The sequence below is a fragment of the Algivirga pacifica genome (assembly GCF_039543525.1).
GTDB lineage: Bacteria > Bacteroidota > Bacteroidia > Cytophagales > Flammeovirgaceae > Algivirga > Algivirga pacifica.
On sequence record NZ_BAABJX010000053.1, the window covers coordinates 1 to 22,094 of the forward strand.

The 22,094-nt window shown below is 37.9% G+C and carries 20 protein-coding genes and 1 rRNA gene; 10 read left to right on the top strand and 11 right to left on the bottom strand.

Features of this window, described 5'->3' with window-relative positions; genetic code table 11:
• Positions 1 to 137 precede the first annotated feature (137 nt).
• Positions 138 to 249: ribosomal RNA gene (rrf, locus tag ABD985_RS17245) — 5S ribosomal RNA — on the top strand.
• A gap of 457 nt (positions 250 to 706) precedes the next feature.
• Here rrf and ABD985_RS17250 read toward each other — a convergent pair.
• Positions 707 to 1,702: an acyl transferase gene (locus tag ABD985_RS17250; protein ID WP_345373924.1), complete on the bottom strand. Its 996-nt coding sequence runs from the start codon at positions 1,700 to 1,702 to the stop codon at positions 707 to 709.
• A 158-nt stretch (positions 1,703 to 1,860) separates the two neighbouring features.
• Between ABD985_RS17250 and ABD985_RS17255 the strand changes: the two genes are divergently transcribed.
• Complete coding sequence (locus tag ABD985_RS17255) at positions 1,861 to 2,445, top strand: hypothetical protein (protein WP_345373926.1); 585 nt, start codon at positions 1,861 to 1,863, stop codon at positions 2,443 to 2,445.
• Positions 2,446 to 2,577: 132 nt separating this feature from the next.
• Here the strand turns inward: ABD985_RS17255 and porT are convergent, their stop codons facing one another.
• On the bottom strand, positions 2,578 to 3,270 hold the full coding sequence (gene porT, locus ABD985_RS17260) for a type IX secretion/gliding motility protein PorT/SprT (RefSeq protein WP_345373928.1): 693 nt from the start codon (positions 3,268 to 3,270) through the stop codon (positions 2,578 to 2,580).
• A gap of 8 nt (positions 3,271 to 3,278) precedes the next feature.
• Entirely contained in the window at positions 3,279 to 4,001 is a 723-nt protein-coding gene (ubiE, locus tag ABD985_RS17265) for a bifunctional demethylmenaquinone methyltransferase/2-methoxy-6-polyprenyl-1,4-benzoquinol methylase UbiE (RefSeq protein ID WP_345373930.1), read from the bottom strand.
• A 328-nt stretch (positions 4,002 to 4,329) separates the two neighbouring features.
• On the opposite strand from ubiE, the gene ABD985_RS17270 reads away from it, so the two are divergent.
• Positions 4,330 to 6,765 (top strand): OmpA family protein, encoded by a 2,436-nt coding sequence (locus ABD985_RS17270; RefSeq protein ID WP_345373932.1) that lies wholly within the window; start codon positions 4,330 to 4,332, stop codon positions 6,763 to 6,765.
• 50 nt (positions 6,766 to 6,815) lie between these two features.
• Here the strand turns inward: ABD985_RS17270 and ABD985_RS17275 are convergent, their stop codons facing one another.
• The 4 genes from ABD985_RS17275 to ABD985_RS17290 all read right to left on the bottom strand — a co-directional run bounded on the left by ABD985_RS17275 (position 6,816) and on the right by ABD985_RS17290 (position 9,360).
• Positions 6,816 to 7,232, bottom strand: a complete 417-nt coding sequence (locus ABD985_RS17275) for a BrxA/BrxB family bacilliredoxin (protein WP_345373934.1) — start codon at positions 7,230 to 7,232, stop codon at positions 6,816 to 6,818.
• A 97-nt stretch (positions 7,233 to 7,329) separates the two neighbouring features.
• Entirely contained in the window at positions 7,330 to 7,647 is a 318-nt protein-coding gene (locus tag ABD985_RS17280) for an iron-sulfur cluster assembly protein (protein WP_345373936.1), read from the bottom strand.
• A 30-nt stretch (positions 7,648 to 7,677) separates the two neighbouring features.
• Positions 7,678 to 8,106 carry a SufE family protein gene (locus ABD985_RS17285; RefSeq protein WP_345373938.1) on the bottom strand — a complete coding sequence of 143 codons (429 nt, stop codon included), beginning with the start codon at positions 8,104 to 8,106 and terminating at the stop codon, positions 7,678 to 7,680.
• A 36-nt stretch (positions 8,107 to 8,142) separates the two neighbouring features.
• Positions 8,143 to 9,360, bottom strand: coding sequence for a SufS family cysteine desulfurase (locus ABD985_RS17290; RefSeq protein ID WP_345373939.1), 1,218 nt, complete (start codon positions 9,358 to 9,360; stop codon positions 8,143 to 8,145).
• A gap of 365 nt (positions 9,361 to 9,725) precedes the next feature.
• On the opposite strand from ABD985_RS17290, the gene ABD985_RS17295 reads away from it, so the two are divergent.
• The gene (locus ABD985_RS17295) at positions 9,726 to 10,148 is read left to right on the top strand and encodes a MerC domain-containing protein (protein WP_345373941.1); all 423 of its coding nucleotides are present in this window, start codon (positions 9,726 to 9,728) and stop codon (positions 10,146 to 10,148) included.
• A 148-nt stretch (positions 10,149 to 10,296) separates the two neighbouring features.
• Here ABD985_RS17295 and ABD985_RS17300 read toward each other — a convergent pair whose 3' ends face one another.
• From ABD985_RS17300 to ABD985_RS17310, 3 genes are read right to left on the bottom strand one after another with little or no spacing between them, the layout of a single operon-like run.
• Positions 10,297 to 10,758, bottom strand: coding sequence for a hypothetical protein (locus tag ABD985_RS17300; protein WP_345373942.1), 462 nt, complete (start codon positions 10,756 to 10,758; stop codon positions 10,297 to 10,299).
• A 33-nt stretch (positions 10,759 to 10,791) separates the two neighbouring features.
• Positions 10,792 to 11,991 (bottom strand): ABC transporter permease, encoded by a 1,200-nt coding sequence (locus tag ABD985_RS17305; RefSeq protein ID WP_345373944.1) that lies wholly within the window; start codon positions 11,989 to 11,991, stop codon positions 10,792 to 10,794.
• Positions 11,992 to 12,006: 15 nt separating this feature from the next.
• A complete protein-coding gene (locus ABD985_RS17310; RefSeq protein WP_345373945.1) occupies positions 12,007 to 12,636 on the bottom strand; it encodes an ABC transporter ATP-binding protein in 630 nt (209 codons plus the stop codon).
• 183 nt (positions 12,637 to 12,819) lie between these two features.
• Here ABD985_RS17310 and ABD985_RS17315 point away from each other — a divergent pair, with 183 nt between their 5' ends.
• Complete coding sequence (locus ABD985_RS17315; protein ID WP_345373947.1) at positions 12,820 to 13,305, top strand: DUF4112 domain-containing protein; 486 nt, start codon at positions 12,820 to 12,822, stop codon at positions 13,303 to 13,305.
• Positions 13,306 to 13,422: 117 nt separating this feature from the next.
• Here ABD985_RS17315 and cobC read toward each other — a convergent pair whose 3' ends face one another.
• Positions 13,423 to 13,986: an alpha-ribazole phosphatase gene (gene cobC, locus ABD985_RS17320; protein WP_345373948.1), complete on the bottom strand. Its 564-nt coding sequence runs from the start codon at positions 13,984 to 13,986 to the stop codon at positions 13,423 to 13,425.
• A 217-nt stretch (positions 13,987 to 14,203) separates the two neighbouring features.
• Between cobC and gpmI the strand changes: the two genes are divergently transcribed.
• From gpmI to ABD985_RS17345, 5 genes are all read left to right on the top strand, one after another.
• Entirely contained in the window at positions 14,204 to 15,724 is a 1,521-nt protein-coding gene (gene gpmI / locus ABD985_RS17325) for a 2,3-bisphosphoglycerate-independent phosphoglycerate mutase (RefSeq protein WP_345373950.1), read from the top strand.
• 437 nt (positions 15,725 to 16,161) lie between these two features.
• The gene (locus tag ABD985_RS17330; RefSeq protein WP_345373951.1) at positions 16,162 to 16,944 is read left to right on the top strand and encodes a ParA family protein; all 783 of its coding nucleotides are present in this window, start codon (positions 16,162 to 16,164) and stop codon (positions 16,942 to 16,944) included.
• A gap of 227 nt (positions 16,945 to 17,171) precedes the next feature.
• Entirely contained in the window at positions 17,172 to 21,113 is a 3,942-nt protein-coding gene (locus ABD985_RS17335) for a methyl-accepting chemotaxis protein (RefSeq protein WP_345373952.1), read from the top strand.
• Positions 21,114 to 21,185: 72 nt separating this feature from the next.
• The gene (locus tag ABD985_RS17340; protein WP_345373954.1) at positions 21,186 to 21,689 is read left to right on the top strand and encodes a chemotaxis protein CheW; all 504 of its coding nucleotides are present in this window, start codon (positions 21,186 to 21,188) and stop codon (positions 21,687 to 21,689) included.
• Between the two features lie 31 nt (positions 21,690 to 21,720).
• Positions 21,721 to 22,092: a response regulator gene (locus ABD985_RS17345; RefSeq protein ID WP_345373955.1), complete on the top strand. Its 372-nt coding sequence runs from the start codon at positions 21,721 to 21,723 to the stop codon at positions 22,090 to 22,092.
• Positions 22,093 to 22,094 lie beyond the last annotated feature (2 nt).

Sequence of the window (22,094 nt, forward strand, 5' to 3'; positions counted from 1 at the left end):
CCCCGTAGCTTTCGTTTGTGACTGCATGTTTGCAGTGGATGACTCTTTTTGCAGTAAATGTCAATTAAATTTTTAATGATTCAATTATTAATTTTTAATTATCAATTAATAATTCTTCATTAAAAATTAAAAGTATTGATGGTGATGATAGCGTAAGTGAACACCTCTTCCCATTCCGAACAGAGCAGTTAAGCCTTACAGCGCCGATGGTACTGGGATAACACCCGGGAGAGTAGGTCATTGCCACTCCTTATAATGATTAATTATTAATTTTCAATTAGTAATTAAGTATAGAGCCTTATTCAGCACGAGATGTTGGATAAGGCTTTTTTTATTCTCTATAAGAATAGACTTATTTGAGATACTAACTTAGATAGGTGCTATTTTCCTAAATGAGTATTCCAAATAAGTCTTGAAGAGGAGACTCTATTAAAAAATATAGATAACCACAGAAAGGTCTCCTATTATAATAAAGTACTTAAAGAGTGCTCTTTTTTATTCACTGAGTATTACTTTAAGCTATCTTAAAGCAAGAGTATTTACAGTGTTATTGTTTGCTTTTGAATAAGTAGGGCAAGTTTTGTATGTACGGCAAGAAGCAAACATAGATGCAATTCCTAATGCCAGAATAAAAAGCTTTACTTTCATAATATTATGTAGATTATTAGTGAGAAAATTGATTTAGTATTTAACTGAATGATATCTATTATGTCGTTTGAACCAAAAGGTTACAACCTCGCACATCACTATTATCAAACCTTCCTAAGACTTTAAAATCATATTGATTTACTCCTTTGCCACCAATATCTTTTGTTTCAATAAAGGAGCATGAGTCAATATTCGCCAAGTCTACAATATTCATCCCTCCATTTCTCTTTTGTTGTTCGATAGAGAATGGATCATTAATTTCTCTGAATAGAATTCTTAATGAGTTAGGACCTGTAAAGATCTCCTTTTCTTGAGAGTAAGCTTGTGAAAGTAATTCAGTCATTCCGTATTCTGAGTGAATAACGTTAGAATTGAATGAATATTGAAGGATTTGATGAACTTCACTTCTAAGCATTTCTTTACGACGCCCTTTCATACCACCAGTCTCCATGATCGTAATACCAGAGAGGTCTATAGAATAATGCTCAGCTAGATCTAGGAGCGCAAAAGTCACACCAATTAATAAGACTTTTTTCCCCTCATTTTTCAATTCTTGGAGTAATAATATTAGTTTATTAATTTCATCTAAAAAGAAACCAGAAGGTGCTTGGGCCGCTTTTATAAAATGATCTACCATAAAGACTAAAGAAGAATCTCCTTTTTCTAAATAGTTAGGTAATAGAGCAAGAATATGTAAATCCTGAATGGGGCCATAGAAAGACTCGAAGGTTTTTTTAGATAATTCTTGATAAAAGTAGGGGTCACAAACAAAGTGCTTACTTCTTTCTGTACCAGTGGTACCACTACTTTGAAAAATTACTTGAGGTTTACAGCCTTTACATAAGATTTGATGTCCTTTAAAAAAGTCGATCGGTAAAAAAGGAATTTCTTCGATTCTTCGTATTGATGAAGGACTCTTCTTAAGGTAAGAAAGATACTCTTTATATATAGGGTTTTGCTTCGCCTGATAGCGAAATACTTCCAGTGCTAAAGACTCAAAATCAAATGATTGTCCAGATAGAAGAGTATCTTTAACAGATTGTGCAAACTCCATGTTTATGTTATTCATTTAGTGAGTTAGCAAGTTAGGGACTTTTCTAGTATAAATACAAAAGAAGTGTAGAAGATCCGTTTCTGATTGGAATTACACATAAAAAATGGTTACATTCTACCATGTACTAAAACCTTGGTTCATAGATAAAAATGAGAATAATGAAATATATTAATGCCTTATTAATCTTATTGTCAGCAATAGGAGGTGTTGCCTGTATTGGTGAGCCTGAATTTGCGTTAGAGCCCCATATTAAGTTCAAGAGTATTGCAAGGGCAGCAGGAGGTCCTTCCATTGATTCTGTTTTTATCACCGTAGAGTTTGAAGATGGAGATGGAGACCTGGGGCTATCAAATGAAGATGTGGGAGGCTTATATGCTGAATACATTGTTGATGAAGTGACCGGAGACACCATCCCCAATGAGTTTTATTATAATTATTTCATTAAAGTCTTTAAGAAAGGAGAAGATAGTATTTATCAGGAAGTAGCCTTTTTGGATGGACAAGATTTTAATGGTCGTTATCCTTTATTGAATAATTCTGATAGAGCACGTCCACTGCAAGGAGAGTTAACGTATACCTTAACATTGTTTGTTGATAATGAGCAACAAGTATGGAACTCTCCGATTACAGAGGGGGATTCATTACAGTTTAGAGTGAGAATAGCGGATCGTAGTTTGAATTTGAGCAATGAAATTACGACAGAAGGAATAAAGGTATTATCGGAGGAAGATGTTCAGGAATAGAATCTTCATATCGCAATTGAAAAAAGACTGGCTCTTTTATATTGGCGAGTTGAAATTACTATTAAAAGTAGAAAGGATGAAGGAGAGTATTCCTTCATCCTTTCTTTTTCAACGAGTTTAATAAGATTGCTCTTATCCTTCAAAGTTTAGAATAAAAGCTATTCTATAAGGCATAATTCGTTTTAAGTTAGGAGCATATATGTTTTCTTGACTATAGTTGTCTGAAAACATATTATTTAGGTTATGTGAGAACCTTACTTCTGGCGCTAGGTTGAACATTTGAAGATAAAGGTTCATTCCAATTCCTATACTAGCTTCCAAATTAAAGCTACTGATAGGTACTTGTTCATCAGAATTGGAGTCGGCATGTTTTCCACTAACCTGTATGCCAGGGGTAAATCCGCCAATGACATAAACGCGATGATTATGTCGACGTTGGGATTTATATTTTAACAGCAAAGGAAAGTCCAAGCTAGTAACTTCTTGAGACTTGTTGATGACACTACTGTCTTGCTGATTATAAAAATTAATAGAGTGTTCGTAAAAAGATACAGCAGGTGTAAAACGGAAATCAAGCAGCTCAGGAGGTAGTGCAAAGTTCAAAATCACCCCTAGAGAGAACCCCGTTTTACTTTCAGATTGAATTTTATAAAAAGTATCTTGCTGATAAAAAGAATCTGAAGGAACTGTTTTTAAACCTCCTTGAAAGAGGCCTAGTTGAAATCCATAATGTACTTTCTTTTCATCAAAATGAATTAAGTTACGAGTAGTAGCTTGCTGAGCCCATAAAGGTTGAGTAATGGCTATTCCCATAAGAATAGCCATTGAGAGAATTATTTTTGTGCTGTATAAATCGAGCTTATTCCAAAAGTTTGTGGATCGCATTTGACGGATTGATAACCAATTTTTCTTAAAACATTATTAAACTGTTCTCCATAAGGAAAAGCTTCAACAGATTCTGGTAGATACGTATAAGCAGCCTGGTCTTTAGAAATGACCTTACCAATAAGGGGAAGAATATTGTTGAAGTAAAAATGATAAATCTGCTTAAACGGGAATATTTCAGGCTGTGAGAATTCTAGTACAACTAGTGTGCCGCCTGGTTTCAGAACTCTAAAAATTTCACTTAGTCCTTTTTCGAGGTTTTCAAAGTTACGAACACCAAAAGCACACATGGCAGCATCAAAAGTATTATCTTCAAATTGAAGGTTTTCAGAATCTCCTAGCTCAAGAGAAATAACGTTATCTAATTTTTTCTGAGCAATTTTTTTGCGTCCAAAAGATAACATTCCTTCAGAGATATCAACACCCACAATCTTTTTTGGAGACAAACTCATTGCTTCAATCGCCAAATCTCCTGTTCCCGTAGCGACATCAAGGATGGTTTGAGGAGAAGATTTCTTTAGCTTTTGAATGGCATTTTTTCTCCAGATAATGTCTATACCCACACTAAGCATACGGTTAAGCAAGTCATATTTGGAAGAAATGTTATTAAACATTGTAGCGACTTGCTGCTTCTTCCCACTATTATTTTCTTTATATGGTAATACTGCCATGATTCATTATTTAGAGATTCTTAAACACGTTGTATGCTTAAGAAAAAAATTGTTTAGGATAAATGTTCGGTAAAAATACGGAAATACCCTGTGAACAAGAAGATTCTAAGAATTATTTTAATTTTTCATATTCAAAAAATTAAGGAAGTTCTATTGGTAATCAAGGTAAGGTGTTTTTACTATTACAACATGTATATCAAGGAGTTTCTTTCATAAAGCGGTGATTATTTTGTATTATTACACACTTATATAATATTTTTTAGTAAGACATTTTTAATACTAGAAGGTACTTTTTAGTAGGAGTGTTTGGTTATTAACAGTTGCATTTATGAAGCGAAAAGCTTTACAATTTTTATTGGTCTGTTTATTTTTTCCGACGGTCTTTTCTTTTGCACAAGATCCTTATGGCGGTCTTGATAAACGCTCATATCGTACGGCTAAACGTTATGTCTCTTGGGCAAAAGAGTATATTCGTGTAAAGGAATATCACTTTGCAGCAGAACTCTTGAGAGAGGGGCTAACGTTGGTGCCTACAAGTAGGGATTTACACTATTTTATGGGAGTCGCCTATCTCAACTCTTCTACAGAAGATAAAGGAAAAGCATTGGTACACTTGAGAAAAGGGCGGGATGCAGAGGATGCCAAGGTGATGATTGACTATTACTTAGGAATGGCTTTTCATTATCAACATCAAATGGATTCGGCTTTATACTACTACCAAAAATATCAAGGTAGGTTAAGTCCTAGTAACGCACAGGATGAAATTCGAGAAGTAGAGCAGCTGATTAATCAATGTCAGTATGGTTCTGTTTTGATGAGTGATTCCTTGGAGGTGACGATTTATAATCTAGGGGATAGTATAAATACGGATAGACCTGAAATAGCTCCAGTAATTTCTGCGGATGAGAGTATCTTGATCTTTACGTCTAGACGTAAGGATAGTATGGGTGAGGAAATGGATCCATTATATGACCTTCCTTATGAAGATATTTATATTGCTGAGAAGAATGACCTTGGTGTATGGCAAACACCTAAAAACATTGGTTCAAAAATCAATACGGATGGTCATGATGCAGCTATAGGAATGTCTCCAGATGCCAGTAAACTCTTTATCTATAAAAGTGAGGATAGTGAAAGAGAGTTATCAGGGGATATTTATGTGAGTAATTTTGATAAAGGAAAGTGGTCAGTACCTCAGCCTTTAGAAGGAATTATCAATACGCCTTATTGGGAAACCCATGCGACTATTACGGCAGATGGAAAAGCGATGTATTTCGTAAGTAACCGCCCCGATGACATGGCTCAGGGAGAACGTGATATCTATGTGGTGAGAAAGTTGCCTAATGGAAAATGGGCTGTACCAGAAAACCTGGGATCACAAATCAATACTCCTTATGATGAAGAGAGTCCATTTATTCATCCTAATGGAAATATCCTTTATTTCAGTTCCAAAGGGCATCATGGAATGGGAGGATTTGATATTTTCTCCTCAGAGTGGAATGAAGAAACACAAGAATGGTCACAGGCTAAAAATATTGGATATCCTATTAACACAGCTTATGATGATATCTTTTATACAGTTTCTGCTGATGGCAACAGAGGGTACTTTTCGTCTATTCGTTCAGATAGTAGAGGTGGGCAGGATATTTATATGGTGAATGACCCTTACCATACGGCCGAAGAGTTGATTGTCTTTAGAGGGGATGTATCGGATATCATGACCAAGGAGCCTTTAGAAGCTATGATTTCTGTGGTGTCTAAGTCTACCATGAAGTTGGTAAGTGAGAAAAGTACTAACCCTAATAATGGTCGTTTTACGTTCTTATTGAACCCAGGAGAGAGTTATGCTGTATTTATCACCAAGGATAACTATCTCTTCAAATCTTATGCCTTGAATGTGAGTGAACAAACAGGGTTCTTGAATGTAGATGAAAGTTTTGAACTGAAAAGAAAAGGAGATTATCAGTCAGAAGAATTGAGCAATACCTTTTTTACAGAATATAACGATCTTACGGCTAATTCATCAAATGAGTTGAAAGTCCTTTCAGAATTTATAAAGAATGAAGATGACTTTGTGGTAGAACTAGTAGTACACCAAGCACCAGAAGAAGAAAAAGCACCTATTGTCGCTAAGTTGGAAACACAGGCTAAAGCAGACGCTATTATTCGAGAGTTAGAGTTCTTTGGAGTGAAAGAGGGAGATGCCATTGGAAAGGGATATGGTTTTGGACAAGAGTTCCCGATAGCAGATAATGCAACTAAACTAGGAAAGTTGAAGAACTCCAGGGTAGAATATGTCCTTCGATTTAAAGACAATTATAATGGACAACTCGATTATAATATGGTCTTAAACGCCTTGAATCGAGAGAAGAAGAAGTTAGTAGCCATACCAGTACCAATGAATGGGCAAGAAGTGGAAATCCCATACGCAATCACCTTTGCGACTGCGAGTAACCAGTTGGATGATGACACAAAGAATGCGATTGACTTGATCGTAGCAATGATGGATAAGTATCCAAGTGTCACATTAGAAGTAGGAGGACATACGGATAGTGTTGGTAGTGCTCGCTACAATATGATATTGGGAGAAAAGAGAGCTGATATTATTGCTTCACAAATTGTGTATAAAGGTATTGAGAGAGACCGATTAAGAGTAAAATCTTATGGAGAGGAAAAGCCTATAGCACCGAATGATACTGACGAAGGTAGAAAGAAAAATCGTCGAATTACCTTTAAGGTAGTATCGGGTGGAGTAGAAGGATAAAAAAAAGAGAGCACTCTTAGAGTGCTCTCTTTTTTATGTATTGTCGTTTTTTAGCAGATCTCTTCGAATACTGCAACTAAGTGACTAGCAATCATATCAGCAGAACGACCCTCAATATGGTGTCTTTCTACAAAGTGTACCAATTCTCCGTCTTTGAATAACGCAATTGATGGAGATGATGGAGGATATGGAAGCATAAATTCTCTAGCTTTAGCAGTAGCCTCTTGGTCAACACCTGCAAAAACTGTTGATAAAACATCTGGTTTTTTAGATGATTGTTTTACCGCTAGTCTTACTCCTGGTCTAGCTGTTCCTGCTGCACAACCACATACTGAGTTTACTACTACTAATACAGTTCCTTTCTCGTTTTCCAAAAGAGATGAAACTTCGTCTGCAGTTTTAAGATCTTGGAAGCCGTCTGCTACCAACTCCTCTTTCATTGGAGCTGTTAAATGCTCTGGATACATACTTTTATAAATTAAATACTATGAATAATTCTGTAACTATATAAACTCACCCACTGTAGGTGATGAATTTTCTTGATATACCTTATCATAGGCTTTATTACATAAAGCCTAATTCAAGTTTAGCAGATTCAGACATCATTTCTTGAGTATAAGGAGGATCAAAGGTTAATTCCACTTCTACTTCACTGACCTCTTCTATACGTTCTACCGCTAGTTTTGCCTCGCCGGGAAGTTCTTCTGCTGAAGGACAAGCCGGAGATGTCAACGTCATTAGAATATGAACCTTGTTTAGAGGAGGAATGATATTAATATCATAAATCAAACCGAGCTCATAAATATCCACAGGAATCTCTGGATCATATACTGTTTTTATAGCTCCGACAATTCGTTCTTTTAGTTCGCTTTCCTGACTCATAATAATATCTGTCTTCGTCTTTTTACCCCTTTATATATTTTGCTTAGCACTATAAGCAACTGCAAAGAGCTTCATTTGTTTGATCATAGCGGCAAAACCGTTCGATCTTTGTGAACCAATTACACCTCCCATACCAATTTTGTCCATAAAGTAGAGCTCAGCATCAATAATTTCCTGAGGAGTCTTATTGGAAAGAACTCTAATGAGTAAGCTAATCAGCCCTTTGGTAATATCTGTATTACTATCTGCTTTATAGATAATTTTTCCATCCTCAAAGTCTGTGGTTAACCACACTTTGGATTGGCATCCTTTAATGAGATTATCATCTACCATACCTTCCTCTGAGATAGGTGCTAGCTGTTGTCCCAGCTCCATGATATAGAAAATAGTACTCTCTCTATCGCCTCCTAGTATAGAGAAATCGTCAATGATCTGATCTTGTATCTCGTTAATTGTCATAGAATGAAGTCTGCTTAAGTTGTTTGTTCTATTAGACTATCCAAACATTTGGATAATACGCTTAATTCCTTCCACTAGTTTATCTACGTCTTCCAAAGTATTATAAACAGCAAATGATGCTCTTACAGTTCCCTCAAGCCCAAAACGTTGCATCAATGGCTGTGTACAGTGATGACCAGTACGAACAGCGATACCTCTGGCATCCAACATCATTCCTACATCGTAAGGGTGAATCCCCTCAATAATAAAGGAAACAACACTGACTTTGTGATCTGCTGTACCGATAAGACGTACACGTTCAATTTTGCTTAACTTCTCTGTAGCATAGGCGAGTAGTTTATTTTCTTGTTCTGCAATAAATGACTTACCAACTTGGTTGACAAAGTCAATGGCAGCTCCAAATGCGATAGTATCTCCAATGTTGGGAGTACCTGCCTCAAATTTATATGGAAGCTCATTATAGGTAGTTTTTTCAAAGGTAACTTCTTTGATCATCTCACCACCACCATGGAAGGGGGGCATAGCCTCTAGAAGTTCTTTTTTGCCGTAAAGAGCTCCGATACCTGTAGGTCCGTATACTTTGTGCGCAGAGAATACATAGAAGTCACAGTCCATCTTTTGTACATCTACTGTAAGGTGTGGACTAGATTGAGCACCATCAATTAAAACTTTAGCGTCTACCTTATGAGCATCTTCAATGATACGTTCAACAGGATTAACAGTTCCTAATGCATTGGATGCATGTACAATGGAAACCATTTTTGTTTTATCAGAAAGAAGGTTTAAGAATTCCTCATAAATGATTTCTCCTTTATCATTGATAGGAATAACTTTTAGAATCGCTCCGTTTTCCTCACACAGCATTTGCCATGGAACAATATTGGAGTGGTGCTCCATCGTAGAAATAATGATCTCATCGCCTGCTCCAATAAACTTCTTTCCAAATGTTTTAGAAACAAGGTTAATCGCTTCGGTTGTTCCTCTGGTAAAGATGATTTCTTCCTGATGGGCAGCGTTCAAAAACTGACGTATTTTTTCTCTGGTTGCTTCAAAGTCTTTGGTTGCTTGATCCGCCAGTGCATGTGCACCCCTGTGTACATTAGAGTTAACGGTTTTATAGTATTTATCTAATGCATCAATTACCATATTTGGTTTTTGGGTCGTTGCCGCATTATCCAAATAAACCAATGGGTGCCCATTGACATCTTGGTGTAGAATAGGAAAATCTTGCTTTATCGTTAGAACATCATTCATCTGTAATTCTTATTTAGATTAATTACTTCTAAAACTTAACATATTAATGCTTAAGAAGTTCGAGTAAATAGGAGAATTTCACGAAAAAGTGTTGTACTCCTTAGTCGACTGCAAAACTAATGCTTTTTTTCTTAGATGTTAGTGATTGTATGTGACTTATTGGAGGATATCTACCACTTACGAGAGGAGGATCTGTCTTGCTGTAGTGAACGTTAAGATGATTAAAGTTTTTGCAATAGTGTTGCAAAAACATCTAGGAATAGTCATCTTTGCATTACTTAGAGTGTTCGATTTTTAATGGGAGCACATTACCAATACCTCTTTTGAGGATATATGGGAGGTTTTTGCCACTTAAGTACAGCCTAATGATTAATAGAATACGTCAAAAATATGCAGATTACATTGGAATTACGGGATCTACTATATGCCTAATCCATTGTATAGGGACTTCAGGATTAATGCTTTTTAGCTCTCTGGTTCCAGGAATGCATGAGCATCATCAAGGAGTACATGAACATCATTTAGATTTTTGGGGAATGGTTGATGTATTCATGTTGGCCCTTACCGCTTTAGCAGTAGTTTGGGCAAGTAAATCTACTCATCATGGAGGGGTTAAACTGTTATTGTGGGTTTTTCTCTTCTTATTTATGGTGGCCACATTGATTAAGTATACTGCCTTTACTATGCAATGGATAGAAGTAACGGCTTGGATGGCTTCTTTTGGCTTAATTGCTACCCATCTTTACAATTTGTATTTATGTAGAAGAGGGGTGTGTAGAGTTGCTTGAGTCAGTGGATGAAAAGAGATTCTCTTTCATTTCTTAGATATAGATAAAAAAGGAGAAAGGATGAAGGAATATATACCTTGTATAGGGTATTGTTCTTCATCCTTTCTCCTTTTATCTTACCATTGTAAACCCCTTGAAAGGGGTATTTTTATTTAATCACCTCTGTAACTTCTGCTTCCTCCAGCTGATAGTACAGACGGTCAAAAGCTTTATCGTGTAAATTGAATTTACCTTTCACCCTTACCTTTTTATTGAGTAACTCGAGATCCTTCTTCATCGTTAGCCTAATAATTGTCTCAGGTCCTACGGTACCACTGCAGAAAAAACAGTTGGCATAAGGAAACTGGGAAAGTACCATGGTATTGGCATCGGTATCTACAGGAATAATATATCCTTCGATTTCTAGTATTTGCCCTTCTAGCTGATGGATACTTTCATCAAAATTACCTTCCTCTACATTCATGGCCAGTAATTCGTCAAAGTAATTGTTCCACTCAATCTTGCTAAGGTCTTTCCAGGTGATGGGAAGAGGAGTGGGGTTGCTTTGTGCAAAGGCATTGATACAATAGAATATGCTTAATAATAATAATGTATGAAGTTTCTTTGTCATAGCTATGTTTCTTTAGTTTTCTTGTGGTGTTGTTTATTCTGAGAGTGTGGTAGAAATATCAATACGGTAAGCTTGCCATGCAGGAAGCAGAGCAGCACCTATACCGACAGCCAAGGCAATTCCTAAAAGGATAAACTCCTCTTTCATTAGATAGAAGGTTGAAAAATTGAACTTCCAGGCTTCCTCCAAGTAAAAACCAAGAATATACATTCCCAGATGACTGAGGGTAATACCCAGGATATACCCTATCAGAGCGACAATAATTCCTTCCAGTAAAATTAACCCAAACAGTGTTTGTTTTTTTGCGCCCAGTACTCTTAAGTAGGCAATTTCGTACTTTCTTTCTTTAAGAGAGTTATAAAGAGAGATAAAAATACTTAAACCAGAAATAACTATAATAATAACTGCTAAGGTCTTGATCGCTCCAAAACCTACTCCGAGTAATTCCAATAGTCTGGCCGTTTCATAGGTAGGGGAAGCAGCCTGCATATTGGTATTTTTGTTGATAGCCCTTGGAAGCATAATGCCTGCCATAGGACTTTTGTATTGTACTAAGCCTGCTGTGACTTCTTTAGTGTTCTCCTCATGAGAATGTTTTTCATTGTGAGTATGATGTTCCTCTTCGTGCAAATGCCAAATAGAGGCTTTGTCAGTAAGAATTAGTTGATCAACCACAGTACCACTGTACGTTAGTATACCAACCACTTTAAATGCTTGTTCTTCGTGAAGCGCTCCATCTTCTTCCGTTCCGTGAGCCCCTTGAAACTCATCACCAATTGCTAAATGTAGTTTTTTAGCTACGGTACTCCCTAAGACAACCTCCATGGGAGATTTCCATAATGTGCCTTGACGTAACGTAGCTTCAAATAGTGCAGGGTATCGTGTATCTGTACCGACAATACGAAAGCCTTCGAAGTTATCTCCAATAGAAAGAGGAATCACGCTAGAGATTAATGGATGCTTTTCTAGCCTTTGTAATTCTTCCAAAGCAATATTTCCTGTAGGCGTATCAATATGGTAAATACTGGATAGGATAAGTTGTAAAGGACTTCCTTTGGCACCGACTACCAAGCTGATATTGGCTTGATTTTTCTCCAGTGTCGTTTTGATTTGATCACTGACGGTCAGGAGTAAGGAGATAATACTGATCCCAAAACTGAAAAGAATCAGGTTAAGGGTGGTACTCCAAGGAGAGGCGATTAGGTTTCTCCAACTAAGTTTAAATAAGTTCATTTTGAATGGTATGGCTTAAGATAGCTCCAAATATTTTGGAAACTGTTTCTTTAATCGTTGATCGTGTGTCACTATGATAAGAGTTGCATTAGCTTTGGATGCATATTCTTCAAGCATGTCAGCCACTTCTTGTGCATGGTAGTCGTCTAGACTAGCAGTAGGTTCATCAGCAAGAATTAGTTTAGGCTCATTGACGAGAGCCATGGCGACTGATACCCGTTGTTTCTCTCCTTCGGAAAGCTGTGAGATCTTTTTATCTTTTTTAGAAAGTAAATTCAGGGGAGCTAAAAGGGATTTAATTTTTTGTCTATCCTGTGGCTTTTGTGCAAGATATTGTGCGGTAAGTAAATGTTCCTCTACGCTCAGTGATTTGACGAAATGAGGCTTCTGGAAAATAACACCGATATATTGTCCTCTGAACGTATCTAAAGATTTAGATGATAGCTCACTGAGGTTGGTCCCGTCTATCGTAATTGCTCCTTTTTGTGTTCTGAGTAGCCCGGATAACAGATGTAGCAATGTTGTTTTTCCGCAACCGGATTGTCCTAAGATCAAAAAATGCTCTCCTTCAACGATGGAGAGATCGGGAAACGCAATCGTATTTCCTTTTGTATATTGATAAGACAGTTGATGTGTTGTTAGCATAGTATTGATAAATGAAAAAAGCTTTCACGAAGTACAAATTTGTGAAGAACAAGGGAATAAAAAAAGTGCTAGGCTATATATGGTGGATGACACACAACTTGAAATAATGTTTGTATAACAAAGATGCTTTCTTGATATTATACAATGATTTCCAATTGATAATCCAATGTGTTTTTAGTTGTTATGGCAAAGATTACTGATCGTTCTACCTCCAAATCCTCACTTAAGCTATTAGATCGCCTGGCTTATGTACTAGATGATGTTATTCGTATTCCAGGAACTAATATTAGAATAGGATTAGACCCTTTATTGGGGTTACTTCCAATCGCAGGGGATACCTTAACCTTAATTATCTCTTCTTATATGTTGATCGTTGCCGCTAAAAATGGCGCAAGTGCAAAAGTATTGACCCAAATGGCAGGGAATGTTTTAGTCGATTATGTGGGAGGTAGTATCCCTGTGGTGGGTGATATATTTGATGTGGCCTATCGATCAAACCGAAGAAACTATGATTTACTAAAAGACTATATAGACGTACATCCTGAAGAGCAACGAAGGACCAAAAGAGGAATAATTCTATTAGCAGTGGGCTTGATTGCAGGGTTGGCATTCGTATTAGTCGCTGTCATCTGGTTAGTTTATAGTTTACTACAAGCAGTACTATCGTAGTTAAGATTGAAGCTGTTACGGTATGTTTATCGCTTATTGTTTATAAACGATAACCAATAAGCGATAAACGATATATAATTCCGTAGACAGCAACAGGATTAACCTGAAATTCTATATTTATCCATTAAAACAAGTAAGATTAATTCGATCCATATTGACGTATTGTAGCTTACAATAATGTCCAAAGTCAATATGCCAGTGAAAAGCTTTGTGTAAAGGAACTTCCATGATATTACACAGCATAGACCGTATCACTCCTCCGTGGGTAAAGATTCCTACTTTTGTATCTTCTTGGTAAGGCAATTGTTCCAGAAAGGTATTGACTCTATCATGAAAAAGCAGGAAAGACTCTCCATTGGGAGGAGATAGATTTACAAAATCTTCCATAAAAGGCGTTAATAGTTCCTTGGGAATACTATTCCAGGGTTGCATTTCCCAGGCCCCAAAGTTCCATTCTTTTAGTCGCTCATCGACAACTACATCTTGCCCATCAAAAGCCTCTGCCAATAGTCGACAACGTTGCAGTGGGCTATGATAAATACGATTGAAGGTGGTTGGAAGAACCTCTTGTAGACGTTTAACTTCTTGATTAAAAGAATCTTTGACACCTACATCCGTTTGTCCATAGCAAACCCCTTCAGGAATATCGGGGGTCGTATGTCTGATTAGATAAATTTCCATCTTATATTTGTTGATTATTTTGGGTTGAAACTTGTTAACCAATTAGAAACAAGCCCTAAATGGCAATTCGGAGACAAAAATAAATTTTATGAATCGATCTAAGGTATAATAAGATAATTCCTTGATTTTATGTGATTAAAATCATTGTGAGACCTTCTTAACTAGAATACCTTTAGCATCGCTAACAATATCAAATATTTTTAAAAAACCACTGATAATGAATAAGAAAGTCATCCTAATGATCCTAGACGGTTGGGGAATCGCTTTAGACAAAACCGTTTCAGCCATTGATAAAGCCAACACTCCTTTTGTAGATGGACTATACGAGAAATATAAACACTCTAGACTAGAAGCTTCAGGTTTGAAGGTAGGTTTGCCTGAAGGACAAATGGGGAACTCTGAGGTAGGGCATATGAACCTAGGAGCAGGACGTATTGTCTACCAAATGTTGGTAAGAATTAACAATGCGGTAGAAGATGGGTCGTTAGCAGAAACAGCAGAATTGAAAGAAGCTTTTGATTACGCAAAAGCAAATGATAAAAAAGTACACTTTATCGGACTGGTATCTGATGGAGGAGTACACTCTCACGTCAATCACCTGAAAGGATTGCTTTCCGCTGCTAAGGAAGCAGGATTGGATGAGAATGTATTTGTTCACGCATTCACGGATGGTCGTGACTGTGATCCTAAGTCAGGAAAAAAATTCTTACAGGAAGTAGTGGATCATATGGGAGCAACAACGGGTAAGTTAGCTTCTGTGGTAGGTAGATACTTTGCCATGGACAGAGACAACCGTTGGGAGCGTGTGAAGAAGGCTTATGATGTAATGGTAAATGCAGAAGGAACTGCTACAGAAGATGCAGTAGCTGCAATGCAAGCTTCCTATGAAAATGGAGTAACGGATGAGTTTATCGAGCCAATCGTATGTACGGAGAATGGTGCACCGGTAGCAAAAATTGAGGAAGGAGATGTGGTATTATGCTTCAACTTCAGAACAGACCGTGGTCGTGAGATTACGCAAGCGTTGACACAAAAGGACTTCCACGAGCAGAATATGCATAAGCTGGATCTTTACTACCTGACGATGACCAAGTATGATGATACATTTAAGGGAGTAAAAGTATTGTTCCATAAGGAGAACTTAACGAAGACCTTAGGAGAGGTGCTGGAAGGTGCAGGTAAGAGACAAATCCGTATTGCAGAGACAGAGAAATACCCTCACGTAACGTTCTTCTTCTCCGGTGGTAGAGAGAAAGAGTTTGAAGGAGAGAAACGTCTTCTTTGTCCATCGCCAAAGGTAGCAACCTATGATTTGCAGCCAGAGATGAGTGCGAATGATATTAAGGATGCGATTATTCCTGAACTAAAAGCTCAATGGCCTGACTTTGTTTGCTTGAACTTTGCCAACCCGGACATGGTAGGACATACAGGTGTATTTGAAGCTGCAGTTAAGGCTTGTGAGACAGTAGATCACTGTGCTGAAGCGGTGATTACAACAGCGGTTGAAAATGACTATTCAGTAATTGTGATTGCTGACCACGGAAACTCAGATATCATGGTAAACCCTGACGGTACGCCACACACAGCGCATACCACTAACTTGGTTCCATGTATTTTAGTGGACAAAGAATTTGATGGTACCATTAAAGATGGAAAACTAGGAGATGTAGCACCTACGATCTTGAAATTGATGGGTGTTGAGAAACCGGAAGAGATGACTGGAGATGCACTGATTTAATAGCTAGATCCAACATAGCATATATCAAAAAGGGGGAACGATCGTTCCCCCTTTTTCTTTATCTTTTTGGCTATATTATTGTGATCAATTTAGCGTTACGATAATGAAGGACAATTAGTAGACTTTATCACGGTTAATTTAGTATAAGCAGAAAACTCTGAGCTCTTAAAATAGGTCAGAGGTATGCTATAGTTTTTATAATTTTCAATGATCAATGATTAATTTTCAATAAAAAATACACTCTAAAACTAGTTCAGCAGTCTTTTTGAGTGATTCATTTTAATTAAAAATTGAAAATTGATCATTGAAAATTAACCCACTCTAGAAGCAGTTCAGTAGGCTTTTTTACTCATAGATAATTAACCATGATAAACTACAGTATCTGAATAAATTTTTTAGATTGTTCTCTACTGCTCTATAACCCAAAAAGTAATTGTATGAACCACAATACGACTACCCAAATTATTGCTGTAGCCAACCAAAAAGGAGGAACAGGAAAAACCACAACTGTCGTTAATCTAGGAGCTGCCCTTGCCCAAGAAGGCTATAAAGTATTACTACTCGACCTCGACCCTCAAGCTAGTCTGACGTTTCATTTGGGAGCACATCACCATGCTACCTCTCCTATATTAGAAGTCTTTGAAGGAAATAAGGCTTTATCAGACCGCTTCTTGAAAAGGGAAAATATGACCCTCTCTCCAGCAGATCACTCCTTAAGTAATGTAGAAGAATACTTGTTACAAAGTGAATCCAGGGAATACCATTTAAAGAAATCTTTGGATAGCGTTGTGTCTGAATATGATTATATCCTGATGGACTGTGGACCCACGCTATCCATGTTGACTATTAATGCCTTGGTAGCATCCAATCAGGTACTTATTCCGTTGGAATTGGAGGTATTAAGCTTACATGGGCTATCGAAGATGGCAGAAACAATTTTTAATGTAAAGGAGATACACAACAGTACACTTAAGGTATTGGGGGTACTGCCAGTCATGGTGGATATGCGAAGAAATGTTACTTCTGAAGTACTAGATTTTTTAAAGGATAATTTTGGCTTTCCATTGTTCCCTTCTATTGGAGTAGATGTTCGTGTAGTGGAATCCCCTTCATTTGGGCAAAGTGTAGTGCAATATGCTCCATCTTCAGCAGTAACGATTGCTTATAAAAACTTAGCCACTATGGTAATAAAAAGTACACCTACTGCCCATCATTATTAAAAAACGAAAAACAATAACCCCTTAAAGGATCAGTTAGGATAGGGAATGTATGCAAGTATATTCTTTGTTATCCTCTTCAATTTATTACACCAACTTGATGAAAAGGTGTTAATAAATTTAAATTCACAAAGTGACTTCTCCCTTTTCTGAAGAGGGAAAGTACAGGAAGTGCATATGATTGAATCCATGAGAACCTATTTTATATTAACCTCTTTATAAACAAACCTATGAAAGAAACCCAACTGAATCACCTACAGGAACAGGTAGCACTGATGAACGAATTGCTACTGGTTTTGGATGCAGATACATACGGGGTGATCACCCATGCAAATACAGTATTGACAAAGCTTCTTGGTGTACAGGAAAAAGATTTAATTGGTTTGCCTATTAGTGAATTAATGTCTTTGGATTCAGGAAGCTCAGAGTTTAATGAGGTATGGGAACTGGTGCAGAAGGGGGCTTCTTATAAAGGGCGATTTACCTTGAAGACCTCTATGACAAATACATTTGTTGCAGAAGGAAAGTTTAAGGCGGTAATGGATGAGGGAGGCACTTTAGATAAAGTAACTTTTGTAGGGGCAGGGCTTTCCGTAGCCAATGATGAGGTTAAGCAGAGCTATGAGGAGCAACAGATGGCTGATGCGGTGATGGATCAAAATTTTGGAATAGTAGAGTTGAGCGCAGAGGGAGAAATTATGAAGGCCAATAACCTTTTTGTGTCTTTTTTGCGTCTGTCTTTTGAGCAGGTAGATGAGTTGATTGGCATGAATGAGCGAGAGCTTTATACAGCAGATACCCTGGAGAAATATGATGCATTATGGGATAAGCTGAGACAGGGAAAAGCGGGAACGGAATCATTAACCAAGCAGTTTCCGGGAGGAGAAGTGGTGTGGTTGAATATGACTTATGTACCAATCTTGGGAAAAGATGGAAGCTTAGTTAGGGTGGCATTATATGCAGCCGATGTTTCTGAGGAGATGAAAGTAGCCTGGGAAGGACAAAGCTTGTTGGAAGCTACAAAAAACACGGTAGGAAACATCGAAATAGGTCTAGATGGAAAGATCGCAGATATTAATGCTAGAGGAACGGATTATTGGGGGTGGACGATGGAAGAAGTAATGGAGAAGGGATTATCTATTCTGGATTTGTTTGATGAGGAGTTTATGAAAGGTGATCGGGCATTCTCCTTGGAAAAGTTACTGGAAGGTGCAGGTGCTGATGGCTTTTGGATGGCAAAACATAAGAATGGAGAAACCTTTTGGTTCAACGGACTCTTTGTTCCAATCATCAATTATGACGGAAAGCTATCCAAGGTGATGCTTTTGGGTAATGATGATGCTGCCAGCTCTGAGGCATTTGAGACTAAAAATATGCTAGATGCCGTAATGAACTGTATTGACAACGTAGCTATTGTATCGGAGTCTGATCTACATGGTACCATTACGAAGGTAAATGATCAGCTTTGTGAGATTTCTGGCTATACAGAAGAGGAGCTGCTGGGACAACCACATAATATCTTGAGACACCCGGAAACTCCTAAGGAGGTGTTTGCTGAGATGTGGAATACCATACAGAGAGGTGAGGTATTTAAGGCGACTTATAAGAATCGGACAAAAGATGGAGATTTTTATTGGGTACAGTCTTCCATTGCACCAGTACTAGGTTTGGATGGCAAGCCTTTTAAGTATATAGGGGTACGTTTTGATATGACCGACTTATTTAAGCAAAAGTCCAGTCTAGAGTCGATTAATGATGCTATCAACGTAGCCAATGTGATGTATGAGATGAATCTTGAAGGGGAGTTGACTCGGGTTAATGAGAATTTTGAGAAGGTATTAGGGTATTCTCAAAAAGAGAGTATTGGTTTGTTGCATACTTATTTGGTTCCGGATAAAGAAGAAGATCGAATTAAGGAGGAGACATTATGGAATCAATTGAGAAAAGGTGAGTATATGGTTGCTGACTTTAAACGGTTATCTAAGGACGGAAGAGAGGTATGGTTGGAAGGAAGCTATAATCCGGTGAAAGACTACAATGGAGAGGTAGAAACAGTAATTGTTTACGTACAGGATATTACAGAAAGACGCTTAAGAAATGCAGAGAACAGAGGTAAGTTGGCTGCATTGGATCAATCGCAAGCAGTAGTTGAGTTTTCAGTATCGGGACAAATAGAAAAAGTGAATGATGCTTTTTGCGAGATAGTAGGGTATTCTAAAGAGGAGTTGATAGGTATGCATCATAGTATCTTGTGTTTTTCCGATTTTATAGAAACAGGAGCTTATGAAGACTTCTGGAATGAGTTGAGAGAAGGAGTCTACCAAAAGGGGGATTTTAAGCGGAAAGCTAAGGATGGGGAAGAACTCTTCATACATGCTACATATAATCCGATCCGAGATATGGATGGGAATGTCATTAAGGTTGTAAAACTGGCAACAGACGTTACAGAAAGAAAGCGTAGAAATGCAGAAAACAGAGGAAAACTGAAAGCGATTGATGCTACTCAGTTGATTGTAGAGTTTGATAAAGATCGCAATATGCTTGAGGCAAACGATAAGTTTTTGAAGGTGACGGGGTATAGTAGAGAAGAACTTATGGGGCAACCTCACGCGATGCTTTGTGAACAGGAATATGCAGAAAGTGAAGCCTATAATGATTTTTGGGCGGAAATATTGGGTGGTGATTCCGTTGTTGGAGAAATGAAGAGGAAAAATAAAGAAGGGCAGGATATATGGTTAAGAGCAGTGTATACTCCAATCATGGATGATGAAGGACGCTTCCTGAAAGTTGTAAAGTATGCGGATGATATTACAGGTTTTAAAGTAGCTTTCAATAAACTATCAGATTTCTTGGAAGAGTTGTCTAAGGGTAACTTTGAAGCAGAAATCGATACGGGAAGTATTGAACTAAGAGAGGACCTCGCTCATATGATCGAGAATAACCGGAAGATGAGGGATAATATGAAGGAGGTGATTGAGCAAGTCAATTATGTAGTACAGAAAGCGGGTAGGGAAGGAGACCTTTCAGCAACTTTGATATTGGATAATGCGGAGGGTGCCTGGAGAGAATTGATGAATGGGGTAAACCTACTACTGGATTCCATTTCATCTCCGATCATTGAACTGAGTCAGGTGATTGATAAACTATCGGAAGGAAGTTTGGTGGATTACTTCTACGGTAGTGCACAAGGAGACGTAAAAGGAATGACTGAGGCACTTAACAAAGCGATCAGAAACTTGAATACTCTATTAACGGTAATCAATGACCGTTCCGACTTGATTGCAACGCTAGCGAAGGATACCCTAAACAAACACGGTGATATGGACCGTAATACCATGGATGTTTACAAAGTGGTAGAGGAAATATCTGCAGGGGTACAAAAGCAAGTAGGCTTGACGGATGATTCCTCCAGAATGGTTGATAGTATCCTGAGTTCTGCACTTTCTATGGAAGATAAAGCTCAGGTCATTAATAAATCAGCGGAAAATGGTTTGGAGTATTGTCAGGATGGAAAAACCTTGTTGAATCGCCTGATTGATAATATCAATGAAATCTCTTCCTCTGCGCAATCAACTTCAGGGACGATTGGCGAGCTAACGGAACGATCAGAAGAAATTTCCAGAACACTGAACGTAATTACGAATATTGCGGCACAAACCAACCTTTTGGCCTTGAATGCAGCCATTGAGGCCGCTAGAGCGGGAGATGCCGGTAGAGGTTTCGCAGTAGTAGCGGAAGAAATTAGAAAACTAGCCGAAGATTCTAGAATGTCTGCCGTCAATATTGAAAAAGTAATTAAGGACGTGCACAAAGATGTTAGTATGGCTACCAAGGCCATTGAGCAGATGACGAATACGGTAGCACATGGTAATACAGCCACCAAAGATGTGTCGGAGGTATTTAACAGAATTATTACTTCCAATGAAGAGACGCTTGGACTGTCTAAGGAGGTATTGTTAGCTTCCAATAAACAGCAGAAATCGGTTGATATTATTGCTAAGAACATAGAGAAGATTGTTGCTGTGGCGGAGACTTCATCAGAAGGTACCCGACGAGTGGGAGAGGTAATGGGAAGTATGAGTTCTTCTGTGACCGACATGGGTAAAACAAGTGAGGCATTATCGGCAATTGCAGATCAATTGAAAGATGGTTTGGGTAAGTTTAAGTTGTAAATAACGCTACTGGAAGTGTTCAACACTTCCAGTACTTTATCATAGACGATCACAACATTAACCCTAAACACCATGGAACAAAAAGACCCAAAGCATCAAGGCCAGGAAGGCCAACAGAAAGAGAACAAGATCCGTAATAATCAGATTATCGTTTTTAAATTGGGGGGAGAGGAGTATGCCCTTTTTATTGATCAAATTAAAGAAGTGGTCGTTACGCCCCATATATCCAAAGTTCCTTTGACTCCTTCTTATATTCGGGGGTTGGCCAATATCCGTGGGCAAATTTTATCGATTGTAGACCTGGAAGATAAGTTTGGATTGAATGCCTCTGTCAAAGATTCCGAAAGCTATTGCCTGGTCGTGGAAAGTGCTGATTATAATATGGCTATTCTAGTTCAAGAGGTTCCTAATACTCTTTCAGTAGCCGATGATGAGATAGAATACACGAACTCCGTATTTACAGAACAGGTAGAAGGGAAAAGTTATGTCAAAGGCATTGTAAAGTTGGGAGGTCGTTTGATCATCTTGATTGATGCAGCTCATCTATTGACGAAAGATGAGATAGCCGTAAGCTAATAATCTAATTACCATTTAACCCCATACAGTTATGAGCAAACGAGTGTTGATTGTAGATGATTCTGCCGTCATGCGTATGACGATTAAAAACTATCTGGAAAATGCTGGCTATGAAATTGTAGGACAAGCCTCCAATGGAGAACAGGCGATTGACCTGGCCTTGGAACTGGAGCCAGACGTTATCACCTTGGATAATATTCTTCCAGATATGTTAGGGTTGGATATCTTAAAGTTTCTTCGTCAGGAAGAGGAAATATCGTCCAAGATTGTCATGGTGAGTGCGGTAGGCCAAGAAGCAGTAATAAAACAAGGAAAAGAGCTCGGTGTTGACGGGTATTTAGTAAAGCCTTTCAATGAGAAGGATATACAGGATATAGTTGGAGCCATACTGAAGCAAAACTAAGA

Bases quoted from the DNA above. Each gene is read 5' to 3' on its own strand.
- ABD985_RS17250 (WP_345373924.1), bottom strand. From the start codon at position 1,702: ATGGAGTTTGCACAATCTGTTAAAGATACTCTTCTATCTGGACAATCA.
- ABD985_RS17255 (WP_345373926.1), top strand. From the start codon at position 1,861: ATGAAATATATTAATGCCTTATTAATCTTATTGTCAGCAATAGGAGGT.
- porT (WP_345373928.1), bottom strand. From the start codon at position 3,270: ATGGCTATTCTTATGGGAATAGCCATTACTCAACCTTTATGGGCTCAG.
- ubiE (WP_345373930.1), bottom strand. From the start codon at position 4,001: ATGGCAGTATTACCATATAAAGAAAATAATAGTGGGAAGAAGCAGCAA.
- ABD985_RS17270 (WP_345373932.1), top strand. From the start codon at position 4,330: ATGAAGCGAAAAGCTTTACAATTTTTATTGGTCTGTTTATTTTTTCCG.
- ABD985_RS17275 (WP_345373934.1), bottom strand. From the start codon at position 7,232: ATGTATCCAGAGCATTTAACAGCTCCAATGAAAGAGGAGTTGGTAGCA.
- ABD985_RS17280 (WP_345373936.1), bottom strand. From the start codon at position 7,647: ATGAGTCAGGAAAGCGAACTAAAAGAACGAATTGTCGGAGCTATAAAA.
- ABD985_RS17285 (WP_345373938.1), bottom strand. From the start codon at position 8,106: ATGACAATTAACGAGATACAAGATCAGATCATTGACGATTTCTCTATA.
- ABD985_RS17290 (WP_345373939.1), bottom strand. From the start codon at position 9,360: ATGAATGATGTTCTAACGATAAAGCAAGATTTTCCTATTCTACACCAA.
- ABD985_RS17295 (WP_345373941.1), top strand. From the start codon at position 9,726: ATGATTAATAGAATACGTCAAAAATATGCAGATTACATTGGAATTACG.
- ABD985_RS17300 (WP_345373942.1), bottom strand. From the start codon at position 10,758: ATGACAAAGAAACTTCATACATTATTATTATTAAGCATATTCTATTGT.
- ABD985_RS17305 (WP_345373944.1), bottom strand. From the start codon at position 11,991: ATGAACTTATTTAAACTTAGTTGGAGAAACCTAATCGCCTCTCCTTGG.
- ABD985_RS17310 (WP_345373945.1), bottom strand. From the start codon at position 12,636: ATGCTAACAACACATCAACTGTCTTATCAATATACAAAAGGAAATACG.
- ABD985_RS17315 (WP_345373947.1), top strand. From the start codon at position 12,820: ATGGCAAAGATTACTGATCGTTCTACCTCCAAATCCTCACTTAAGCTA.
- cobC (WP_345373948.1), bottom strand. From the start codon at position 13,986: ATGGAAATTTATCTAATCAGACATACGACCCCCGATATTCCTGAAGGG.
- gpmI (WP_345373950.1), top strand. From the start codon at position 14,204: ATGAATAAGAAAGTCATCCTAATGATCCTAGACGGTTGGGGAATCGCT.
- ABD985_RS17330 (WP_345373951.1), top strand. From the start codon at position 16,162: ATGAACCACAATACGACTACCCAAATTATTGCTGTAGCCAACCAAAAA.
- ABD985_RS17335 (WP_345373952.1), top strand. From the start codon at position 17,172: ATGAAAGAAACCCAACTGAATCACCTACAGGAACAGGTAGCACTGATG.
- ABD985_RS17340 (WP_345373954.1), top strand. From the start codon at position 21,186: ATGGAACAAAAAGACCCAAAGCATCAAGGCCAGGAAGGCCAACAGAAA.
- ABD985_RS17345 (WP_345373955.1), top strand. From the start codon at position 21,721: ATGAGCAAACGAGTGTTGATTGTAGATGATTCTGCCGTCATGCGTATG.